Origin of the sequence: Cellulomonas sp. URHD0024 (assembly GCF_000426185.1) — a bacterium.
In the GTDB taxonomy this organism is placed as follows: Bacteria; Actinomycetota; Actinomycetes; order Actinomycetales; family Cellulomonadaceae; genus Cellulomonas.
The window spans coordinates 643,335-661,252 of record NZ_AUEW01000001.1 but is presented as its reverse complement, the minus strand read 5'-3'; the positions used below and the strand labels follow the sequence as shown (position 1 = coordinate 661,252).

Here is a 17,918-nt window from a genome sequence, read left to right as displayed (position 1 = left end):
GGGTGCCAGCCCTCGACTCTTCTGGCGCGTGGTGCACGTCGATGCCCAGGTGGACTTCGCCACATCTCGACCAGTTGCCGTCGCCCGCCGGACCTGCTGGGTGCGACGGCAGCGGTTCCTGGACCCTGCCGCGTTCAGCCTCTCTCTACGCGATCGTCCGGTCGACGGCGCGACGAACCACCTCGTCGTCGTCTGCGCCCTCGGCCCGCCACCCCAGCTGCTGGATCGCGCCGTTCCCCCGGCGCAGCACGGCGGCGACCTGGTGCTCGACCCAGTCCACGTCGCCGTTCGCGACGAGCGCCGGCCGCACGTGCTCCACCAGCGCACCGACGGCCTCCGCTGCGGGGACGGGTGTCCCGGACAGGGGATGGACCAGGTCGCCGGTGAGGCCCGAGCGCGCGGCCCGCCAGCCGGCCGCCCGCAGCAGCTCGGTCCGCAGCGGGGCCGTCGGCTCGCTCGTGGTGTCCGCGAGCCCGCGTACGAGAGCGGCCTGCAGCGCCGCGTCACCTGCGTCGAGGCAGACGTCCGCGACCCGGACCTCGACAGTGGGGTAGCGCGAGGACAGGCGGGCGTCGAAGTAGACCATCCCCTCGTCGAGGATCGTCCCCGAGCGCAGAAGACCGTCGATGACGGCCCGATAGCCGGCAGCATCGCCGAAGGGAGCGGTCGGACCGGCCGTCGGCCAGCGACCCCAGACCTGCGAGCGGTAGCTGGCGTAGCCGGTGTGCCTGCCCTGCCACGACGGGCTGTTCCCGGACAGGGCAAGCAGGATCGCGGTCCACGGGCGGAGGCGGTCGAGGATCCGCACGCCCTCGTCGTCGTCGGCGACCTCCACGTGGACGTGGCAGCCGCAGGTCAGCTGCTCCCGGGCGGTCTGGCCGAACTCCGCCCGGATCGCGTGCGCGCGCCGGTCGGGCAGGACGGTCGACTCGACGGCCTGCGGTGCCGTGGCCAGGGCTGCCACACGAGCGCCGGCGCGTCCGGCGAGCGCGTCGGCCCGCGAACGTCCGGTCCGGATCTGGTCGACGAGATCCGCGAGGTCGGTGCACGGGTGCGTGGACGTCTCGATCTGCTCCTGCTTGAACTCCTTCTCGACATCTCCGCCCGGTGCGTCGCCCGACGACGGCTCGTCGGCCGCATGGCGCAGCACTGCTGTCGCGACGGCGTGGGGCTGCCCGTCGGGTGTGACGAGCAAGAACTCTTCCTCGACGCCGACGCTCCGCATCGGATCAGTGTGGGGGAGGAGCCGCCGACCCGCTCGGCAGCGTCGGCCGCCGCAGCGAGCGCACGACGTGCGCCGTCCGGCCTCCGTTGACCGCGCCGCCGCCAGACCGTACCGTGCGGTAACGCTGCCGTCCGGATAGTGAGATTCCCCCCATGAGCCTCTTTCCCACCCTGCACGTGACCGGGGACCTGCCGCCTGCCCACCAGTCGCATCTGGAGCGGCGCGGGATCGAGCTGGTCGGCGCCGACGAGAACCCCGACGTCGTGCTCGTCCTGCCGGGCACCGATCCTCCTGCCACCCGGTCCGGCGCCGTCGTCCTCGTGACGGGGCACGAGGGACCCGCCACGACCGCCCTGCTCGCCTCCCGAGGTATCGCGACCCGTCCCACCGAGAAGACCGACATGCTCGCTGCGGCAGACCTCGGCGCTCAGGACCTGCTGGCGTGGACCGACGACCTCACGCTGCCGGTGCGCTGCGCGCTCGCCGTCGAGGACCCAGCCGTCCCGATGCTCCGGCTCGGCGGACGCGGGCCTGTCGTCGCGGCCGGATCGCGTCAGGACGGCGGGCCCGCGACGCTCGCCCTCGGGGTCGATCCGCTCGCCGGCAGCCCCGAGCTGCTCCTCAACGCCGTGTGCTGGGCTGCCCCGCCGGCTCTCTCGGCCGCCCTGGAGCCCGACCCGCTGATCGACCACCCGGCCTGGCAGCGGCTCAAGGCCGACGTCTCGGAGCTGCAACGGCTGCAGGTCAAGGACGGGTCGGTCGCGGATCCGCGGCAGCACGACCGCGCTCGCGAGCTCGTCACGGCGATCGATCTCGCTGTCAGCGCGCTCGTCCCGGCGCTCCCGCACGACGAGGAGTACCTGACGGCGGTGGGCAAGGACATCTCGCGGTGGGCCGACACCGGCTTCCAGGTCCCCGACTTCCTCGACTCACTGGTCGCCTTCCGACCCGAGACGCAGCGCACCGACGGACTGGTGCACCTGGTCGTGTTCCCGATGTACACGCAGAACGGCAGCACGGACCGGCGGATCGAGGCGGTTCTGCTCCGGGTGCGCTGGCCCGACCTCGTCGCCGACCTGGAGGCCACCCAGTTCAGCAACGGGATGTTCGTGCCCGTCACCTTCCTCGACTTCACGCCCGGCTACGACACCAACTCGGCCGTGCTCTTCCCGGAGACCGTGGCCGTGCGCGAGGTCCCCACCTTCACGTGGGGCGCGATCTTCGCCGACCGGGAGGCTGCGCGGTTCCGCCGCGTCGTGCGCGCTGCCGCCGACACCACGCGTCTGGCGCTGCCCCCCGACGCGGCGCGGCTCCTCGACGACCAGCACCTGGCCGAGGAGACGTTCGTCCTGTGGGACCTGGTGCACGACCGCACGCACATGCGCGGCGACCTGCCGTTCGACCCGTTCATGATCAAGCAGCGGATGCCGTACTTCCTGTACTCGCTCGAGGAGCTGCGCTGCGACCTGACCGCGTTTCGGGCGGCGGTCCGGCTCGAGGCCGACGGGGTGCCGCACGCACGGTTCGTGCAGTACGCGATCCTGTTCGACCGCATCTTCCGGTTCCCCGTCACCGGCACCCGCGTCCGCAACTACGACGGGCTCGGCGGCCAGCTGCTCTTCGCCTGGCTCCACCAACGCCACGTGCTGCACTGGACCGACTCGCGGCTGACCATCGACTGGCCGAAGGTCCCCGACGCGGTCATCGCGCTCGCCGAGCAGATCGAGCAGCTCTACTGGCGCTCGATCGACCGACCGAAGACCGCCCACTGGCTCGCTGCGTACGCGCTGGTGTCGGGCACGCTCACGGCACACCCCGCATCGGCGTGGGCAGTCCGCGACCTGCCGCTGGACGGTCCGCCCAAGGGCCTCACCGACGCGGTGCTCGACGACGAGTTCCCTCTGTCGATGTTCTACGAGGCGCTCTCGCGCAAGATCGCCGACGTCGTCGCGTCGACCTCCGGCATCACAGCCTGACCGGCCGGGGGCTCACTCGCCCGGTGCGTCCGGGCTCGTCGTGTCGATCGTCGTGCCGAGCCTCGACCGGCGAGGGGTGACGGTGAAGGAGGCGACGAGGCGCGCCACCAAGGTCGCCAGGAAGATCTGGCCGACCAGCGCCTCGAACGTCGCGATGTTGCGCCCCGGAAACTCTGCCGCGGTGTAGTCGCCGTAGCCCAGGGTCGTCAGCGTCGTGTAGGAGAAGTACTGCAGCGCCCGCTGGCTCACCTCCTGGCCACCGGCGAAGAACGGGGAAGGGCCCAGCCACGCGAGCACGCCGAACACCGCCGTGAAGATCATGCCGATCAGGAGGTAGGCGCTCAAGGCCCCGAAGATCGACTGCAGGGTGACGGCAGAACGCCGCAGGATCCGGTCGAGGATGACCACCAGGGCGGTGACCAGGATGGTGGCCACCGCCGCGTTCAGGACGCCGTACGCGTCCTGCCGCGGTAGCGCCACGAAGGCGGCGAGGCTGACGACGGCGGCGGCGAGCGGGATGGCGCGGATGACGATGCGTGCGCGACCCTCGACGCGCGACGACCGGATCGCGACGAACAGGGCGCCGACGTAGAGGACCGCCACGACGACCTGCACCCAGTCCTTGCCCCCCAGCGCGGAGAGCACGTACGCGGTCACCAGGAGGGTGAGGACCAAGGCGAACCGGTCCGGCTCGCGGCGGCGTACGGCCCAGCTCGTCCTCGTGCGGGCGGGCGGTGCGGCCGGTTCGTCGGCGGGGAGATCCTCGGCGCTCACGTTCCGGAGGCTAGCAGCGGGCGGTGCCCAACCGGGGAGATCAGCCGATCACGACCAGGTCGCGCACGTCGTCGTCGGGCAGCGTCGCCGCGACGGCCGTGACCTCGAGCTCGAGCAGGTCCGCGAACCCGTGGTGGACGTTGAGGAACGCCGTGTCGGAGGCGTCCCGACCGGTCGCGATCCGCACGAGCGTCGACCGCGGCGCGAGCGTCGTCGCGTCCACGACGTACCACTGCCCGTCGAGGTAGGCCTCGGCGACCGCGTGGAAGTCCATCGGCTGCAGCCCCGGGGCGTACACCGACGCGAGCCGCGCCGGGACGTCGAGCGCCCGCAGCAGGGCGACGACGAGGTGTGCGTAGTCGCGGCAGACGCCCTCGCGGGCGAGCAGCGTCCGGACCGCTCCGTCGGTGGGCAGGCTGGATCCGGGGACGTAGGACAGCCGCGAGCCGACCCACGAGCTGACCGCGGACAGCAGGTCGTAGCCGCTCAGGCCGGCGAACTCGGCGTGTGCGGTGGGGCCCAGGGAGTCCGACTCGCAGTAGCGGCTGGGTCGCAGGTAGCGCAGCAGGTCCGCCTCGGCGACGCTCTCGGAGCCGGCGCGGCCGTCGACGGTCGCGGCGTAGTCCAGCAGCAGGCGACCGGCGCCGGCTTCGAGGACGTGCAGGCGCGTGCCGTGGTTGTCGACGACCTCACGTGGTTCGACGAAGGCCCCGTCGATCGACACCGTGAGCGCCTCGGTCACGGTGTACTGCCCAGACACCGCGAGCTCGAAGGCGAGGGTTGCCGGTGACGTCACGTCGAGGACCAGGTGCGCGCTCATCTCGCGATGCATGCGCCGATCGTGGCGTCTGTCCGCCCGTCCCGCCTCCCGGCGACGCCTTCCCGGACGTCAGTGTGACCAGCGTCACCAAGCAGAGCGCGCGTAGTCCTTGAGGAAGCAGCCGTACAGGTCCTCGCCGGCTTCGCCGCGCACGATCGGGTCGTAGACACGAGCGGCGCCGTCGACGAGATCCAGGGGGGCGTGGAAGCCTTCCTCGGCGAGCCGGACCTTGGTGGGGTGCGGCCGCTCGTCGGTGATCCACCCGGTGTCCACGCTGGTCATGAGGATGCGGTCCTGCGCCAGCTCGGTCGCGCTCGTGCGCGTGAGCATGTTGAGGGCAGCCTTCGCCATGTTGGTGTGCGGGTGGCCGGGGCCCTTGTAGCCGCGCGAGAAGACGCCCTCCATGGCCGAGACGTTCACCACGTACGAGCGTCCGACCGGTCGGCGCATGACGTGTCGCAGTCGACTGACCAGGATGAACGGCGCCGTCTGGTTGCACAGCTGGACCTCGAGCAGCTCCATCGGGTCCACCTGGTCGACGGTGTGCACCCAGCTGTTCGACTCCGCGGTGTCCGGCACGAGGCCGCCCGCGTCGATGGCCGTGCCGGCGACGAGCCGGGTCAGCGACGCCGCCTCGGCGGTCAGCGCCAGCTCCGCGACACCGGCGCCGGCCGCGATGCTCGTCAGCTCGGTGACCGAGCCTGCCAGCGCGTGCGGGTGGGCGCTGCTGGTGCGGCCGAACGTCGTGATCGGCGGCAGCGGACGGTCCGGGAGCGGCTCCAGCTCGGCGTCGGCCAGGTGCGAGTACGCGCCCGGAGACCGGCGGACGGTCTGCGCGGCGTTGTTGATGAGGATGTCGAGCGGCCCCTGCGCGGCGACCTCGTCGGCCAGCGCGACCACCTGGGCGGGGTCGCGCAGGTCGATGCCGACGATGCTCAGCCGGTCGAGCCACTCGTCGCTGTCGGACATCGCCGCGAACCGGCGCGCGGCGTCGCGCGGGAACCGGGTGGTGATGGTCGTCGTCGCGCCGTCGCGCAGCAGCCGCAGCGCGATGTACATGCCGATCTTCGCGCGGCCACCCGTGAGCAGGGCGCGCTTGCCGGTCAGGTCGGTCCGCGCGTCACGCTTGGCGTGGTTGAGCAGCGCGCACGCCGGGCAGAGCTGGTGGTAGAACGCGTCGACGTCGACGTACGGCTCCTTGCAGATGTAGCAGGGCCGAGCCTTCAGCAGCGTCCCCGCGGTCGCTCCCTGTGCCGACGAGACGAGTGGGATGCCGTTGGTCTCGTCGTCGATCCGGCCGGGGCTGCCCGTCGCCGTCGCCGCGATGACGGCACGGTCGGCCGAGCTGATCGCGTCGCGCTTCTCGGCCCGGCGCTGCTTCTTGGCCGCCTTGAACAGCGCCGAGGTGGCCCGTCGCGCGAGCGCGAGGTGCGGGTGGTCGGAGGGGAGCGCGCTGATCTGCTCGGCGACCCGCAGGAAGGTCTGCAGGTCGGCCTCGTCGACCTCGTGCGTCACGGGCTCGTTCGTCAGGGTCGTCATCGTGCGTGTCCTAGCGGGTCGTCGTCGGATGGCCGACGAGCAGAGGTGAGCACGAGAGCCGGGCGCGGGGGAGCCCCCAGTCTACCGGCAGGCCGCGGCGCCGTTCCGGGACGATCACGAGTTCGGGACAGACCAGGACAGACGTGCATGTTCGGCTGCTACGTTCGGCAACGCAGGTACGTGCACATCTCCCCGGGTGCGGACCCGGCGGACGGACTCGAGGGAGCAGTTCCGTGACCGACAAGCGCGACGTGTACGGCCCGATCCACGGGCGGCCCAGCTTCCGGGACCACATCGACCGGGGCGTGTTCCCCGAGCACGGCATCGATCCCGACGAGGCGTACGAGCTGCTGCACACCGGCCTGATGCTCGACGGCCGCGAGACGCTGAACCTCGCGTCGTTCGTGACCACCTGGATGGAGCCGCAGGCCGAGAAGCTCATCCACGACACGATCCGCAAGAACCACATCGACCACGAGGAGTACCCGGCCGCGTCGCTCGTGGAGGAGGCGGCCGTGCACATGCTCGGCGACCTGTTCCACGCGCCGGACAACGCCAAGGTCGTGGGCGTCGCGACGATCGGCTCCTCCGAGGCGATCATGCTCGGCCTGCTCGCCCACAAGCGCACCTGGCGCAACCGTCGCGCCGCTGCGGGGCTGCCGACCGACAGGCCCAACGTCGTGTTCGGCGCCGAGACCCACGTGGTCTGGGACAAGTTCGCCAACTACTTCGACGTGGAGATGCGCAAGATCCCCATGAAGAAGGACCGGTTCGTCATCAGCGCCGACGACGTCGAGCCGCTGGTGGACGAGAACACGATCGCTGTCGGAGCCGTCCTGGGCACCACGCACGTGGGCGAGTCCGACCCGATCGAGGAGATCAACGACCTCCTGGTGCGGATCAAGAAGGAGAAGGGCTGGGACGTCCCGCTGCACGTCGACGGCGCGAGCGGCGCGTTCATCGCCCCGTTCGCCGAGCCCGACTTCAGGTTCGACTTCCGCCTCGAGCAGGTGGCCTCGATCAACGCCTCCGGGCACAAGTACGGCCTGGTCTACCCGGGCGTCGGCTGGTTGATCTTCCGGGACTCGACCAAGCTGCCCGAGGACCTCGTCTTCAGCGTCAACTACCTCGGCGGTGCGCAGCCCACGTTCACGTTCAACTTCTCGCGCGGGTCGGCCATGATCCAGGCGCAGCTGTACAACTTCCTGCGGCTGGGCCGGTCGGGGTACACCGCGATCGTCGAGACGATGCTGGCCAACGCCCGGTTCCTCAACGAGAGCCTCGTCGCCAGCGGGAAGTTCGAGATCCTCAACCCGGGGCTGGCCGAGCCGGTGGTGACCTTCACGCTCAAGGGCGACCCGGGCTTCGACGTCTACCACCTGTCCTCCCGGCTGCGCGAGGACGGCTGGATCGTGCCGGCGTACAGCCTCCCGCCCGACGCCGAGGAGACCCACCTCCTGCGCGTCGTCGTCCGCCTCGACCTCAGCAGGCTCATGATCGAGCAGCTGCTCAAGGACCTGTTCCTGGCCTACGAGGGACTGGCGGCCGAGCAGCCCACGCACAAGCAGGCGCGAAAGCCCGACGTCTGGACCTCGCCTGCGCACGCCGCCGCCAAGAGCAAGGCGCGCACCGGCCTGGCGAAGTGACCACGGGCACGACCATCCCCGACCTCCCCGAGGGATGGACCGTCGTCGAGACCTCCGGCCCGGCATCGTTCGTGACCGGTGCCGTGCTGGAGCGTCCCGACGGGTCCCGGGTGCACTGGAGCTCTCGTCGGCACCGCAAAGGGCTGGGTCTGCTGGAGGACCGCGTGCTGGACCCGGCCCGTTCCTGGGTCGAGCGCCCGACCGCGATGAGCTGGTGGATCGGCAGCCTGTTCGCGATCGGCTCGGTCTGCTTCGCGCTCGGGTCGCTGCCGGTCTACTTCGACAACGTCGCAGCAGCGACGGTCGCGTGGACGTTCTTCGTCGGTTCCCTGTTCTTCACCAGCGCCGGGTACCTGCAGTACCGCGAGACCGTCACGGCGCCCGAGGGGATCTTCATCGCGGACAAGCCGACCCGCGGCCCCCTGCGCCGGCTCATCGGGTGGAAGCCGAGGCGCCTGGACTTCTGGGCCGCGTTCGTCCAGCTCGTCGGCACCCTGTTCTTCAACGTGACCACGTTCGCCGCCACCCGCACCGACTTCACCGTCGCGCAGGAGCGGCACCTGATCTGGGCGCCCGACGCCCTCGGCTCGGTCGCCTTCCTCGTCGCGAGCTGGTTCGCGTACTCCGAGGTGAACCGAGGCATCCTGCCGAGGTCCGACCGCTCGACCGGTTGGCGCATCGGCGCCCTCAACCTGCTCGGCTCGATCGCGTTCGGCCTGTCCGCCGTCGGGGCCCGCTACCTCCGCTCCACGGGTGAGCTTGCCAACCTCGCCCTCGTGAACGTCGGCACGTTCGTCGGAGCCGTCTGCTTCCTGCTCGGCGCGATCCTGCTCCCTGTCGAGTCGGCGCGCGACAGGGTTGCCGAACCCGCGGCAGCGTGAACGGCCGCGCGGGCTCGGCGGGTGAATTCCGGTGAATTGACGGAACGCGACCTTAACGATTCCTGACGGATGTCACACCATTGATCGGCGCGGACCGGCAATTCATGTCGCACCCGTCCGCTAGCCTCGTCCCGATGGTGGAAGAGGCCCCTGCACGAATCTTCGCGAGACGCGCTGCGCTGCGCGAGCTCGCTCTTGTTGTTGCCCTCTACGCCGCGTACAGCGCCACCCGGTTCGTCGTGGGTGGCGACTGGGGCGCCGCCCGCCACCACGCCCTGCAGATCCTCGAGGTCGAGCGGTGGCTCCACATCGACATCGAGCAGGCCGTCAACCACGCGGTCACGCCGATCACCGCGGTGTCGGTGTTCTCGGCCTACTGGTACGCGACGATGCACTTCATCGTCACCTGGACCGTGCTCATCGTCCTCTACGTCCGGCGTCCCGCGCTCTACCGGCCCGCCCGCACCGCGCTGTTCGCGGCCACGTTCATCGCGCTGTTCGGCTACATGTTCTACCCGACCGCCCCGCCGCGGCTGACTGCCGGTTTCATCGACACCGTGTCCACGACCTCGCAGTACGGGTGGTGGCCGTCGGCCGCCGAGCAGGCGCAGAACGCCAGCACGGTGACCAACCAGGTCGCGGCGATGCCGTCCATGCACGTGGGCTGGGCGCTGTGGGTGAGTGTCGTGCTGGCCTGCCTCGCCCGTCGGCGCTGGCTCAAGGTCCTCGCGTTCGGCTACGTCGCCACGACCACGGCCGTCGTCGTCCTCACCGCGAACCACTGGCTCCTGGACGCGGTCGCCGGCGGCGCACTCGTGCTCGCGTGCTGGTGGGTCGCCGGCCGGCCGTACGCCTCCGCGGTCGCGACCGGACGGCGCAGCGGTGCGCGGGTCGCGATACCGCAGGACTACGCACTGGCCGCCGCCGAGGCCTACTCCGCGGCGGAGATGCACGAACCCCCGGCGGTCGTCGAGCTCCGGGAGATCTCGTCGCACGAGCGGGACACGGGTAGGCCCCCGGCCGCCTGACGGCGCCTGCGCTGGCCTGGTTGCCCGGTCGCACCCGGACCAGGGCAGACTCCATCCGTGGACGCGGACCCCATCACGAAGCTGCTGGCCGATCCGCCGCAGCTTCCGGTACGGGGTGCGCTCGACCAGGTCGTCGCCGCGGTGCTGGACCGCGGCGTCGTGGTCGTCCAGGCTCCGCCCGGCACGGGCAAGACGACCCTCGTCCCGCCCGCGGTCGCGGCCGCGATCCCGGGACGCATCGTCGTGACCCAGCCGCGCCGGATCGCTGCCCGCGCCGCGGCCCGCCGGCTCGCGAACCTGATCGGCGAGCCGGTCGGCGCGACGGTCGGGTTCAGCGTGCGGGGTGAGAGCCGCACGAGCGCCACGACCCGGATCGAGGTGGTGACCACTGGGATCCTGCTTCGGCGCCTGCAGCGGGATCCGGAGCTGGCCGGCGTCGGGGCGGTCGTCCTCGACGAGGTGCACGAGCGGCATCTCGACGGCGACCTCGCCCTGGCGCTGCTCGTCGACGTCCGCAGCCACCTGCGGGACGACCTCGTGGTCGTGGCGATGTCGGCGACGCTCGAGGCGCAACGGACGGCAGCGCTGCTCTCCGGGGCGCCGGTCGTGTCGGTCGAGGCGGCCCTGCACCCCGTGGACGTGCTGTGGTGCCCGGCCCCGCCGCGCGTCACCCGGACCGACGAGCGCGGGGTGACGCCGGGCTTTCTCGACCATGTCGCGGGCACGGTGCGTCGCGCGCTGCAGGAGCGTGCGGGTGACGTCCTCGTGTTCGTCCCGGGGGCCGGCGAGATCGGGGTTGTCGCGCGACGGCTCTCGGGGGTGGACGCGGACGTCCGACCGCTGCACGGCCGGCTGCCGTCACGGGACCAGGACCTCGCCCTGGCGCCGGGACCTCGGCGTCGGGTGGTGGTCTCGACGGCGGTCGCGGAGTCGTCGTTGACGGTGCCCGGCGTCCGGGTCGTGGTGGATGCCGGGTTCTCGCGACAACCCCGGACCGATCATCGGCGCGGTCTGGCTGGGCTCGTCACCGTCGGCGTGAGCCGTGCTGCGGCCGAGCAGCGTGCGGGACGGGCTGGTCGAGAGGGACCCGGCGCGGTCTACCGGTGCTGGACGGAGGCCGACCACGTGCGCCTGCCGGCACATCCGGAGCCCGAGATCCGTACCGCGGACCTGACGGCGTTCGCGCTCGAGCTCGCCTGCTGGGGGAGTCCCACCGGGGCCGACCTGGCGCTGCTGGACCCGCCGCCTGCCGCGGCGCTCGAGGCGGCCGTCGCGACCCTGCAGGGCCTCGGCGCCCTCGCTGCAGACGGTTCCGTCACGTCGCGTGGGCGGGCGGTCGCCGCGGTCCCGGTCGATCCGCGGCTGGCGCGCGCCCTGCTCGACGGCGCGGCGGTGGTAGGGGCCCGGCGTGCCGCAGAGATCGTGGCGATGCTCTCCGACGACCTGCGCGCGCCCGGCGGCGATCTCGTCGCGGCGCTGCGAGCAGTTCGGCGCGGAAGCCCGGACACCGATCGGTGGCGGGCACAGACGACACGCCTGCTGGCGGCCCTGCCCGATCGGACGCCCGGCAGCGGGCTGACCGACGACCTCGCCACGGCGTTCGTCGTCGCGCTCGCCCACCCGGACCGCATCGCGCGCCTGCGGCCGGGCGGGTCGGCGTACCTCATGGCGTCCGGCACGGGTGCGACGCTGCCGACCGGTTCGCCCCTGGCGGGGTTCTCGTGGCTCGCCGTGGCCGACGCCGACCGCGGCGCGGCTCGACGCGACGCGACGATACGGTCCGCGGCTCCCTTCGACGCGGACCTCGCCCTCGAGGCAGCGCCCGCGCTCGTTCGCGACGAGGAGCGCGTCGAGTGGCAAGCCGGCCGGGTGGTCGCGCGACGGGTGCGGTCACTGGGGGCGATCGAGCTGACCTCGCAGCGGCTGACCGACCCCGCCCCGGCTCTGGTCCAGGCGGCGGTGCGCGACGGCGTGGGGCGCGACGGGCTGGGCGTGCTGCGGTGGTCGCAGGGCGCCTCCGCGCTGCGGGCTCGTCTCGCGTTCCTGCACCGAGCGCTGGGCGAGCCGTGGCCGGACGTGTCCGACGGAGCGCTCCTCGACACCCTCGACGCGTGGCTCGGACCGGACCTGACCCGCGCGTCGTCCGACCTGCACCGCATCGATGTGACGTCGGCGTTGCGCCGCCTGCTGCCCTGGCCGGATGCGGCGCGTCTGGACGTCCTCGCGCCGGAGCGGCTGCAGGTGCCCAGCGGGACGACCGTGCCGGTGGACTACACCGGCGACCAACCTGTGCTCGGCGTGCGGCTGCAGGAGACCTTCGGCTGGCGCGAGACACCGAGACTGGCCGATGGCCGGGTGCCCGTGCTCCTGCACCTGCTGTCGCCGGCCGGACGACCTGCGGCCGTCACGGCTGACCTCGCGTCGTTCTGGAGGACCGGGTACCCGCAGGTCCGTGCGGAGCTTCGAGCCCGGTACCCGAAGCACGCGTGGCCCGACGACCCGCTGACCGCGGAACCCACGCGAGGGGTACGTCGCCCCGCGCGTTGACGGGCCGTCGCAGACAGCGACGAGCCGGCTGAGGCCCGTGGTCCTCAGCCGGCTCGTCGGGACGATCAGGCCAGCGCCGCAGCCTTGAGCGAGTCGAACTCGGCCTGTGTGATCGCACCGTTGTCCAGGAGCGCCTTCGCCTTGGCGATCTGGTCGGCGGGCGAGTCGACCGGTCCGGCGGCTGCCGTGCGGATCTGCGCGTCGAGCTGCTCCTGCGCCGCGGCTGCCTGTGCCAGGCCGCGCTCGCCCATGCCCCGACCACGGAAGATCAGGTACAGCAGGATCCCCAGGAACGGCAGGATGATCAGGAAGAAGACCCACAGAGCCTTCACGCCGCCGCCGGTGCTCCTGTCCCGGAACAGGTCCGAGAAGATCGCGATCAAGAGCCAGAACCAGATGATGAAAAGGAAGAACTCGAGCATCCAGAGGAGGACGTCGCCGTTGCCGAAATTCGTTGTGATGCCCATGTTGAGAGCCTCCAGGTGCGGGCAGATGCGTGTCTGGCGTCCGGCCGTTGCGGGCGGGAACCCGACACATCGGGCACCCGCGCCTCGATACTAGGTCCATCGGCGCACGTCAGAGGGTGTGCCTCGGGGTGTCGCTCAGGCGGGACGTCCGGCGGCGTCGCAGGGGAGCGCCAGGTCGAGCCCGATGGAGGACAGCTCCTGGTTCATGATCCGCAGGTTGCGCTGCATCGCCGTCGGCTCGAGCTTCCCGAGGCCCCCGCCGTGCGGGTGGTCGAAGAACGTGAGCAGCAGAAGGAGCAGGGTGATCACGACCGTGACGCTGCCCATGAGCATCACCTGGGTCTTCGCCATCTCCGCGCGGTCGGCGAAGAACAGCATGTAGGCGAAGATGACGCCGGAGATGACGTAGAGCACGAGCCAGAGCGGGAACGGGATCAGACCCTCGGCGCCGTGCACCCGGTCGACGCGGGACTGCTCGCGAGATGCCGTCTGGTCCATCCACCGGTCGTACGCGGACTGCTCCGTGTCGCTGCCGGGGGTGAAGTCCTGCAGGGTGTGGAACATCCGCACGCCCCACGGGTTCACGGCCTCGCCCAGCGAGCCGTCGGCCATCGCCGGCCACTCCGTCCCGACCACGGACCGGGCGTAGCAGACGAGCTCGCCGCTGAGCCGCTTCGAGGTGTCCGTCGGGAAGAACTGGGCCGTCTCCAGCTGCTGGGCGACGATCGTCGACTCAGCCTCGGCGCCCGAGCGCGCCTGGTCGTAGGAGTCGAACGCCAAGAAGATGATGAAGCCGAGGAGCACCGAGAAGCCGGTGGCCAGGACGCCGAACACGCCGGACGCGCGGTCACCGTCGGCGAAGAAGCTCCCGTCGGGCGCCCGTCGACGGACGAAGAGCATCGCGGTGCAGGTGAGCGCAGTGACGACGATGACGATGACCGCGCCCACGACGATGTTCATGGCCCGAAATATACGGGTCTGTCCTCATCCTCTTCGGACGGCGGGCCAGCGCATGCGGGTTTGCGCGGATCACCCGGGGCGGGTGTCGGCGCGCGGACGCTCTGGCGTCATCAGGATCGCGACGCTCAGGACGAGCACCCAGGCCGGGAAGAGCAGCTCGACCCAGCGGTACCGGCCACCCGCGAGCAGGAGGACGAGGGCGGCGCTGTACCCGACGTACGCGAGGTTGCGATGCACCGCGGCGGTCCTGAGCACGACGGTGCTGACGGTCGCGGTGAACACCGCCGCCATGCGCATCGCGTACACGGTGACGAGCGTGACGGTCGACTGCCGCCCGAACTCCCAGGTGCCCGGGCCGAGGTCGGGGCCCGGCACCATCCGCAGGAGGCTCGTGGCCAGCACGGCACCGAGGAACATCATGGCCAGGAACAGCAGGCCGCTGCCCAGGAACACCGACGAGAACAGCCGGTCCTCCGTGTCGCCGAGCTGGTCACGGACCACACCGATGAACCAGAGGAACGCGATCCCCGCGAACGGCACGAGCTGCAGCGCTGTCCGCATCAGGGCCTGCCGTCGAGGGTGGGCGACGAGGTCCTGGAGCGTCTCGTCGACCACCGCGACGCGCATGAGCACGAGCACCGTGATGAGCAGGACGGCGAACACGATGCCGCCGACCGCTGCGGACCGCCTGCTTCGCCAACGCTGGGCGGTGACGGCACTGCTCGGGATGCTCATGGAGCCCTGCTCTCGCTCAGACTGCACCGACCGGGGCGGTTGACTCGGCCCGGTACACGGGGATCCGCTCGCTTCGGGCGGGGCCGGCTGCACCAACCGTGCACGAACGGCTTCTCGTTGCACAGAGGCAACGACGTGATCCCGACGCAGGACGGGTCCTGGCACCCGCCGGACGCATGTCGGACGTCAGGCGACGCGGACCGGGCCGATCGTCGGGGCGAGCAGCCGCAGGACCTCGTCGGCGATGCGCACGCGATCGTCGACCCTCGTCATCGACAGCACGCTCGTCACCACGCGGATCGCGAGCAGGAAGTCGTCGACCGAGAGGATCGGCGTCGCCCCCTGGTCCGTGTGGCGCGCGAGCACCGTCGCTGCCATGGCACGGAAACGGCTCTCGAACGGGCGCAGCGCGTCGTCGTCGACCAGCCCGCCGGCCACCTCGCCGAACCCGACGGAGTCGATAGCCTGCCGCACGACCGCGCGCACGAAGTCGGCGAGCGACGTCGTCCGTTCGCCCGCCAGCTCGCCCAGCTGCGCGAGGTTCTCCTCGAACACCACGAGCGTGAGCTCTGCCCGGTTGGGGAAGTGTCGGTAGAGGCTGCCCTGGCCGACGCCGGCCTCCCGGGCGATGGAGCTGAACGGTGCCGCCGAGCCCGACTCGGCGAGGACCCGTCGGGCGGCGTCGACGAGGGCGTTGCGGTTCTCTTCGGCGGCGCTCGGCCCGCGGTTCCGGTTGGGGGAGGGCACGTACGCACCCTATAGCGCGGCCTCGACGGCCCGACCCGATGCGCACCCTGCGACAGGCTCAGCCCGTCGGCACCGCCGTCGGGATCGTGCTCGGCAGGGAGCTGGGTACCGGGACCGCGGGCACGACGGCGACGAGGCCGCGCCGCTGGAGCTGGACCTCGGACACAGCGACGACGCGTGTCGGCGACGGGTTCTGCGGCGCGATCGTCCCGACGATCACCACGGCGACCTTGGTGACGTCCTTGGCGTCCAGGGTGAACGGCTGCGGTGCCGACGAGTCGACCATCGTGACCTCCGTGCACTGGTCGGGTCGGTCACCCCAGACGATGTCCACCACACCGGGCTTGTCCTGGAGGTCACGGTCGGGGCTGGTCGCCGGCATGCCACCGAGGATGGAGATGCGGTCGACGTCGGTGGGCGCGGGGAGCGTCAGGACGAGCGTCGCGGTCCCACCCGCCTGCCCGCAGGCTCCGCCCGAGGTCGTCGGCTGCGTCCAGGTGCCGCCCCAGGCGGTCGCCGTCTTGCCGTCCACCGCGAACGCGGGTGCGTACTGCGGGTCGGCGGCTTGCGCAGGAACGGTCGACGCGGTCGCCTGCAGGACCGTGTAGCCACGCGGGTCGAGCGACGTCGCCTGCGCGACCGCCTGCTCCCGGACGGCGGCGGCCGACGGCAGCAGCACGACCCCCGTGATGCCGACCGCAGCGAGCATCGCGGTCAGCTGTGCCGCGTAGACCCGCACGGAGCGGACCCGGTCGTAGTGTGCGCGGATTCCCGCGTTCGCCGAGCGCATCCGCCGCCAGAACGCCTGGTTGCGGCGGATGCGGTCGTCGAGCCGCCGATACCAGGGCAACCGCGCGCGTTCGACCTCCTCCTCGACCACGACCGGGCGGACGAGCGTGGCGCCGCACCGGCAGAACCGGCGCGACGAGGGCAGCGCGCGACGACAGACCGGGCACCGGATCGCGTCGCCCAGTTGTGGTTCGCCGTCGCCGGAGGCGCTCATGCCGCCGGTCGGACCGTCGGCTCCGGCGTACTGGTCGACGTCGTCGGGCTGGATCGCGTCGAACGGGCCCGGACGTTGCCCTGGACCGCCCTGCGCCGACTCGTCGTCCGGTGCCCGGGGAGCGAGCCGGGCTGCGCCTGCCTCGACGCGCACGCCGATCGTCCGTTCCGGCGCCGGCCGCGGTGCCGTCCGCGGTGCTGCCGGACCCGGTTCCAGGACGACGGGCACCGGACGGATCGAGTGCGACGCCGGGGTCGGGGGAACGACCGTCGGCGTCGACGGTCCGTGGGACGGCACGCCGGCGACGGAGGTCGGCGGGCCGATGGTGAACCGGTTGCCGGCTGGCGCGCCGGGCACGGCGGCCGGGGTGGGTGGGTGCGGGGACGCTGGGGTGGGTGGGGTCGGTGGGTGCGGCGGTGCGGGGGTGGATGGGGTTGGCGGTGCGGGGGTGGGTGGGGTTGGCGGTGCGGGGGTGGGTGCGGTCGGGGCCGTGGTCGGCGTCTTGGTCGCGGCGTCGACGGGAGCCGAGGCAGACCACCCGAGGTAGGTGCGGCAGGTGACGCACAGGACAGCACCGTCCGCGTTCTGGTGGTGGCAGCGGGGGCACTCGATCACGGGACACCCCCGCCCGCCAGCTCGAGGTCGAGGTCGTAGGGGTCGACGCCGGTCGTGCCGTCGTCGCCGTGCAGGTCCAGCTCGCCCGGGTCGGGCAGGCCGACGAGCAACGCGACGGCGTCGACCTGCTGCCCCTGCGCGTCGAACGCCAGGATCGTCAGCGGATCGACGGGCGGGTCGCCGGCCGCCCCGACCACGACGCCGAGAACGTGGCCGGCACCGACGCGCTGGTCGTCGTCGACGGTCCAGGCGACCTGCGCCGGCCCCGTCACCACGAGCACCGTGCCGTCGTCGCCGTGCAGCTCGAGCGCGCCGGACGCGATCTGCGCCGGGGCGCGCCGCACGCGACCCGCGAGGATCGCGTGCACCCAGGCGCCGGGCGGAGCAAGCACGTGCGCGACGGCCCCGTCGCCCTCCGAGGGGCGGGGCAGCGATCCGCCGGCGACGGGCTGGAACCGGCGCCCGAGGACGAGCGGTGCGACAGGCTCTGCCGCCGGCGAGGCGAGCAGGCGCGTGCGGCTCTGTGCCGGCCCGCGGTCCGAGGTCGTGCGGGCAGGGGGCGCGGGTCGTCTCGACGTCCGCGGGACCACGGTCCGGACGGGCTCGTCGGCGACGCGACGCGTGTCGTCGGCGACGCGAGACGTGTCGTCGGAGGCAGTGACCGGCGCGGCATCCGTGGCCGGGACATCCGGAGCCGGGACGGTCGACGGCACGGTCGACGTCCGCTCGTCGGGCCGTGGTGGACGGCCCGGGCGCAACGGCACGTCCGGCGGTGCGAGCAACGACGCGAGGTCGTCGTCGTCACGCTCCTGCGTGCCATCCCCATCGTTCAACGACGTGCCCGCCTGCCCGTCTGGCGCTGTCCCGCGATGCACTCTTTCGGGCGAATGGTCCGAAAGGCTAGGGTCAGCGTACGCGGGGGTGTGAAGCAAGGGGGACGATTCACATGGCAGGG

At 72.0% G+C, this 17,918-nt stretch carries 15 protein-coding genes; 5 read left to right on the top strand and 10 right to left on the bottom strand.

Annotated features, from left to right (window positions below; translation table 11 throughout):
• Positions 1 to 145 precede the first annotated feature (145 nt).
• Positions 146 to 1,225, bottom strand: coding sequence for a glutamate--cysteine ligase (locus tag I847_RS0103150; protein ID WP_028048523.1), 1,080 nt, complete (start codon positions 1,223 to 1,225; stop codon positions 146 to 148).
• 629 nt (positions 1,226 to 1,854) lie between these two features.
• Here I847_RS0103150 and I847_RS0103145 point away from each other — a divergent pair.
• Positions 1,855 to 3,201, top strand: coding sequence for a DUF6421 family protein (locus I847_RS0103145; RefSeq protein ID WP_369751705.1), 1,347 nt, complete (start codon positions 1,855 to 1,857; stop codon positions 3,199 to 3,201).
• Between the two features lie 12 nt (positions 3,202 to 3,213).
• On the opposite strand, the gene I847_RS21670 is transcribed toward I847_RS0103145, so the two are convergent.
• The 3 genes from I847_RS21670 to I847_RS0103130 all read right to left on the bottom strand — a co-directional run bounded on the left by I847_RS21670 (position 3,214) and on the right by I847_RS0103130 (position 6,334).
• Positions 3,214 to 3,975, bottom strand: a complete 762-nt coding sequence (locus tag I847_RS21670; RefSeq protein WP_081680377.1) for a potassium channel family protein — start codon at positions 3,973 to 3,975, stop codon at positions 3,214 to 3,216.
• 40 nt (positions 3,976 to 4,015) lie between these two features.
• Complete coding sequence (locus I847_RS0103135; protein WP_028048521.1) at positions 4,016 to 4,807, bottom strand: transglutaminase family protein; 792 nt, start codon at positions 4,805 to 4,807, stop codon at positions 4,016 to 4,018.
• A gap of 72 nt (positions 4,808 to 4,879) precedes the next feature.
• A complete protein-coding gene (locus I847_RS0103130) occupies positions 4,880 to 6,334 on the bottom strand; it encodes an SDR family oxidoreductase (RefSeq protein WP_051274408.1) in 1,455 nt (484 codons plus the stop codon).
• 233 nt (positions 6,335 to 6,567) lie between these two features.
• On the opposite strand from I847_RS0103130, the gene I847_RS21665 reads away from it, so the two are divergent.
• The 4 genes from I847_RS21665 (at position 6,568) to hrpB (ending at position 12,436) form a co-directional block, all read left to right on the top strand.
• Positions 6,568 to 7,980 (top strand): glutamate decarboxylase, encoded by a 1,413-nt coding sequence (locus I847_RS21665; RefSeq protein WP_081680375.1) that lies wholly within the window; start codon positions 6,568 to 6,570, stop codon positions 7,978 to 7,980.
• Positions 7,977 to 8,861 (top strand): hypothetical protein, encoded by an 885-nt coding sequence (locus I847_RS0103120; protein WP_051274407.1) that lies wholly within the window; start codon positions 7,977 to 7,979, stop codon positions 8,859 to 8,861. Before I847_RS21665 ends, I847_RS0103120 begins: the two co-directional genes overlap by 4 nt.
• A gap of 134 nt (positions 8,862 to 8,995) precedes the next feature.
• Complete coding sequence (locus I847_RS21660; protein WP_051274406.1) at positions 8,996 to 9,889, top strand: phosphatase PAP2 family protein; 894 nt, start codon at positions 8,996 to 8,998, stop codon at positions 9,887 to 9,889.
• A 57-nt stretch (positions 9,890 to 9,946) separates the two neighbouring features.
• On the top strand, positions 9,947 to 12,436 hold the full coding sequence (gene hrpB / locus I847_RS0103110) for an ATP-dependent helicase HrpB (protein WP_196804455.1): 2,490 nt from the start codon (positions 9,947 to 9,949) through the stop codon (positions 12,434 to 12,436).
• 65 nt (positions 12,437 to 12,501) lie between these two features.
• On the opposite strand, the gene I847_RS0103105 is transcribed toward hrpB, so the two are convergent.
• The 6 genes from I847_RS0103105 to I847_RS25325 form a co-directional block, all read right to left on the bottom strand.
• Positions 12,502 to 12,903 (bottom strand): SHOCT domain-containing protein, encoded by a 402-nt coding sequence (locus I847_RS0103105; RefSeq protein WP_028048517.1) that lies wholly within the window; start codon positions 12,901 to 12,903, stop codon positions 12,502 to 12,504.
• Between the two features lie 135 nt (positions 12,904 to 13,038).
• Positions 13,039 to 13,863, bottom strand: coding sequence for a DUF4239 domain-containing protein (locus I847_RS0103100; protein WP_028048516.1), 825 nt, complete (start codon positions 13,861 to 13,863; stop codon positions 13,039 to 13,041).
• A 69-nt stretch (positions 13,864 to 13,932) separates the two neighbouring features.
• On the bottom strand, positions 13,933 to 14,598 hold the full coding sequence (locus I847_RS0103095) for a hypothetical protein (protein WP_028048515.1): 666 nt from the start codon (positions 14,596 to 14,598) through the stop codon (positions 13,933 to 13,935).
• 186 nt (positions 14,599 to 14,784) lie between these two features.
• Positions 14,785 to 15,345, bottom strand: a complete 561-nt coding sequence (locus I847_RS21655; RefSeq protein WP_051274405.1) for a TetR/AcrR family transcriptional regulator — start codon at positions 15,343 to 15,345, stop codon at positions 14,785 to 14,787.
• A 58-nt stretch (positions 15,346 to 15,403) separates the two neighbouring features.
• Positions 15,404 to 16,705, bottom strand: a complete 1,302-nt coding sequence (locus tag I847_RS0103085; RefSeq protein WP_028048514.1) for a hypothetical protein — start codon at positions 16,703 to 16,705, stop codon at positions 15,404 to 15,406.
• Positions 16,706 to 16,959: 254 nt separating this feature from the next.
• Entirely contained in the window at positions 16,960 to 17,796 is an 837-nt protein-coding gene (locus I847_RS25325; RefSeq protein WP_051274404.1) for a hypothetical protein, read from the bottom strand.
• Between the last annotated feature and the right edge of the window lie 122 nt (positions 17,797 to 17,918).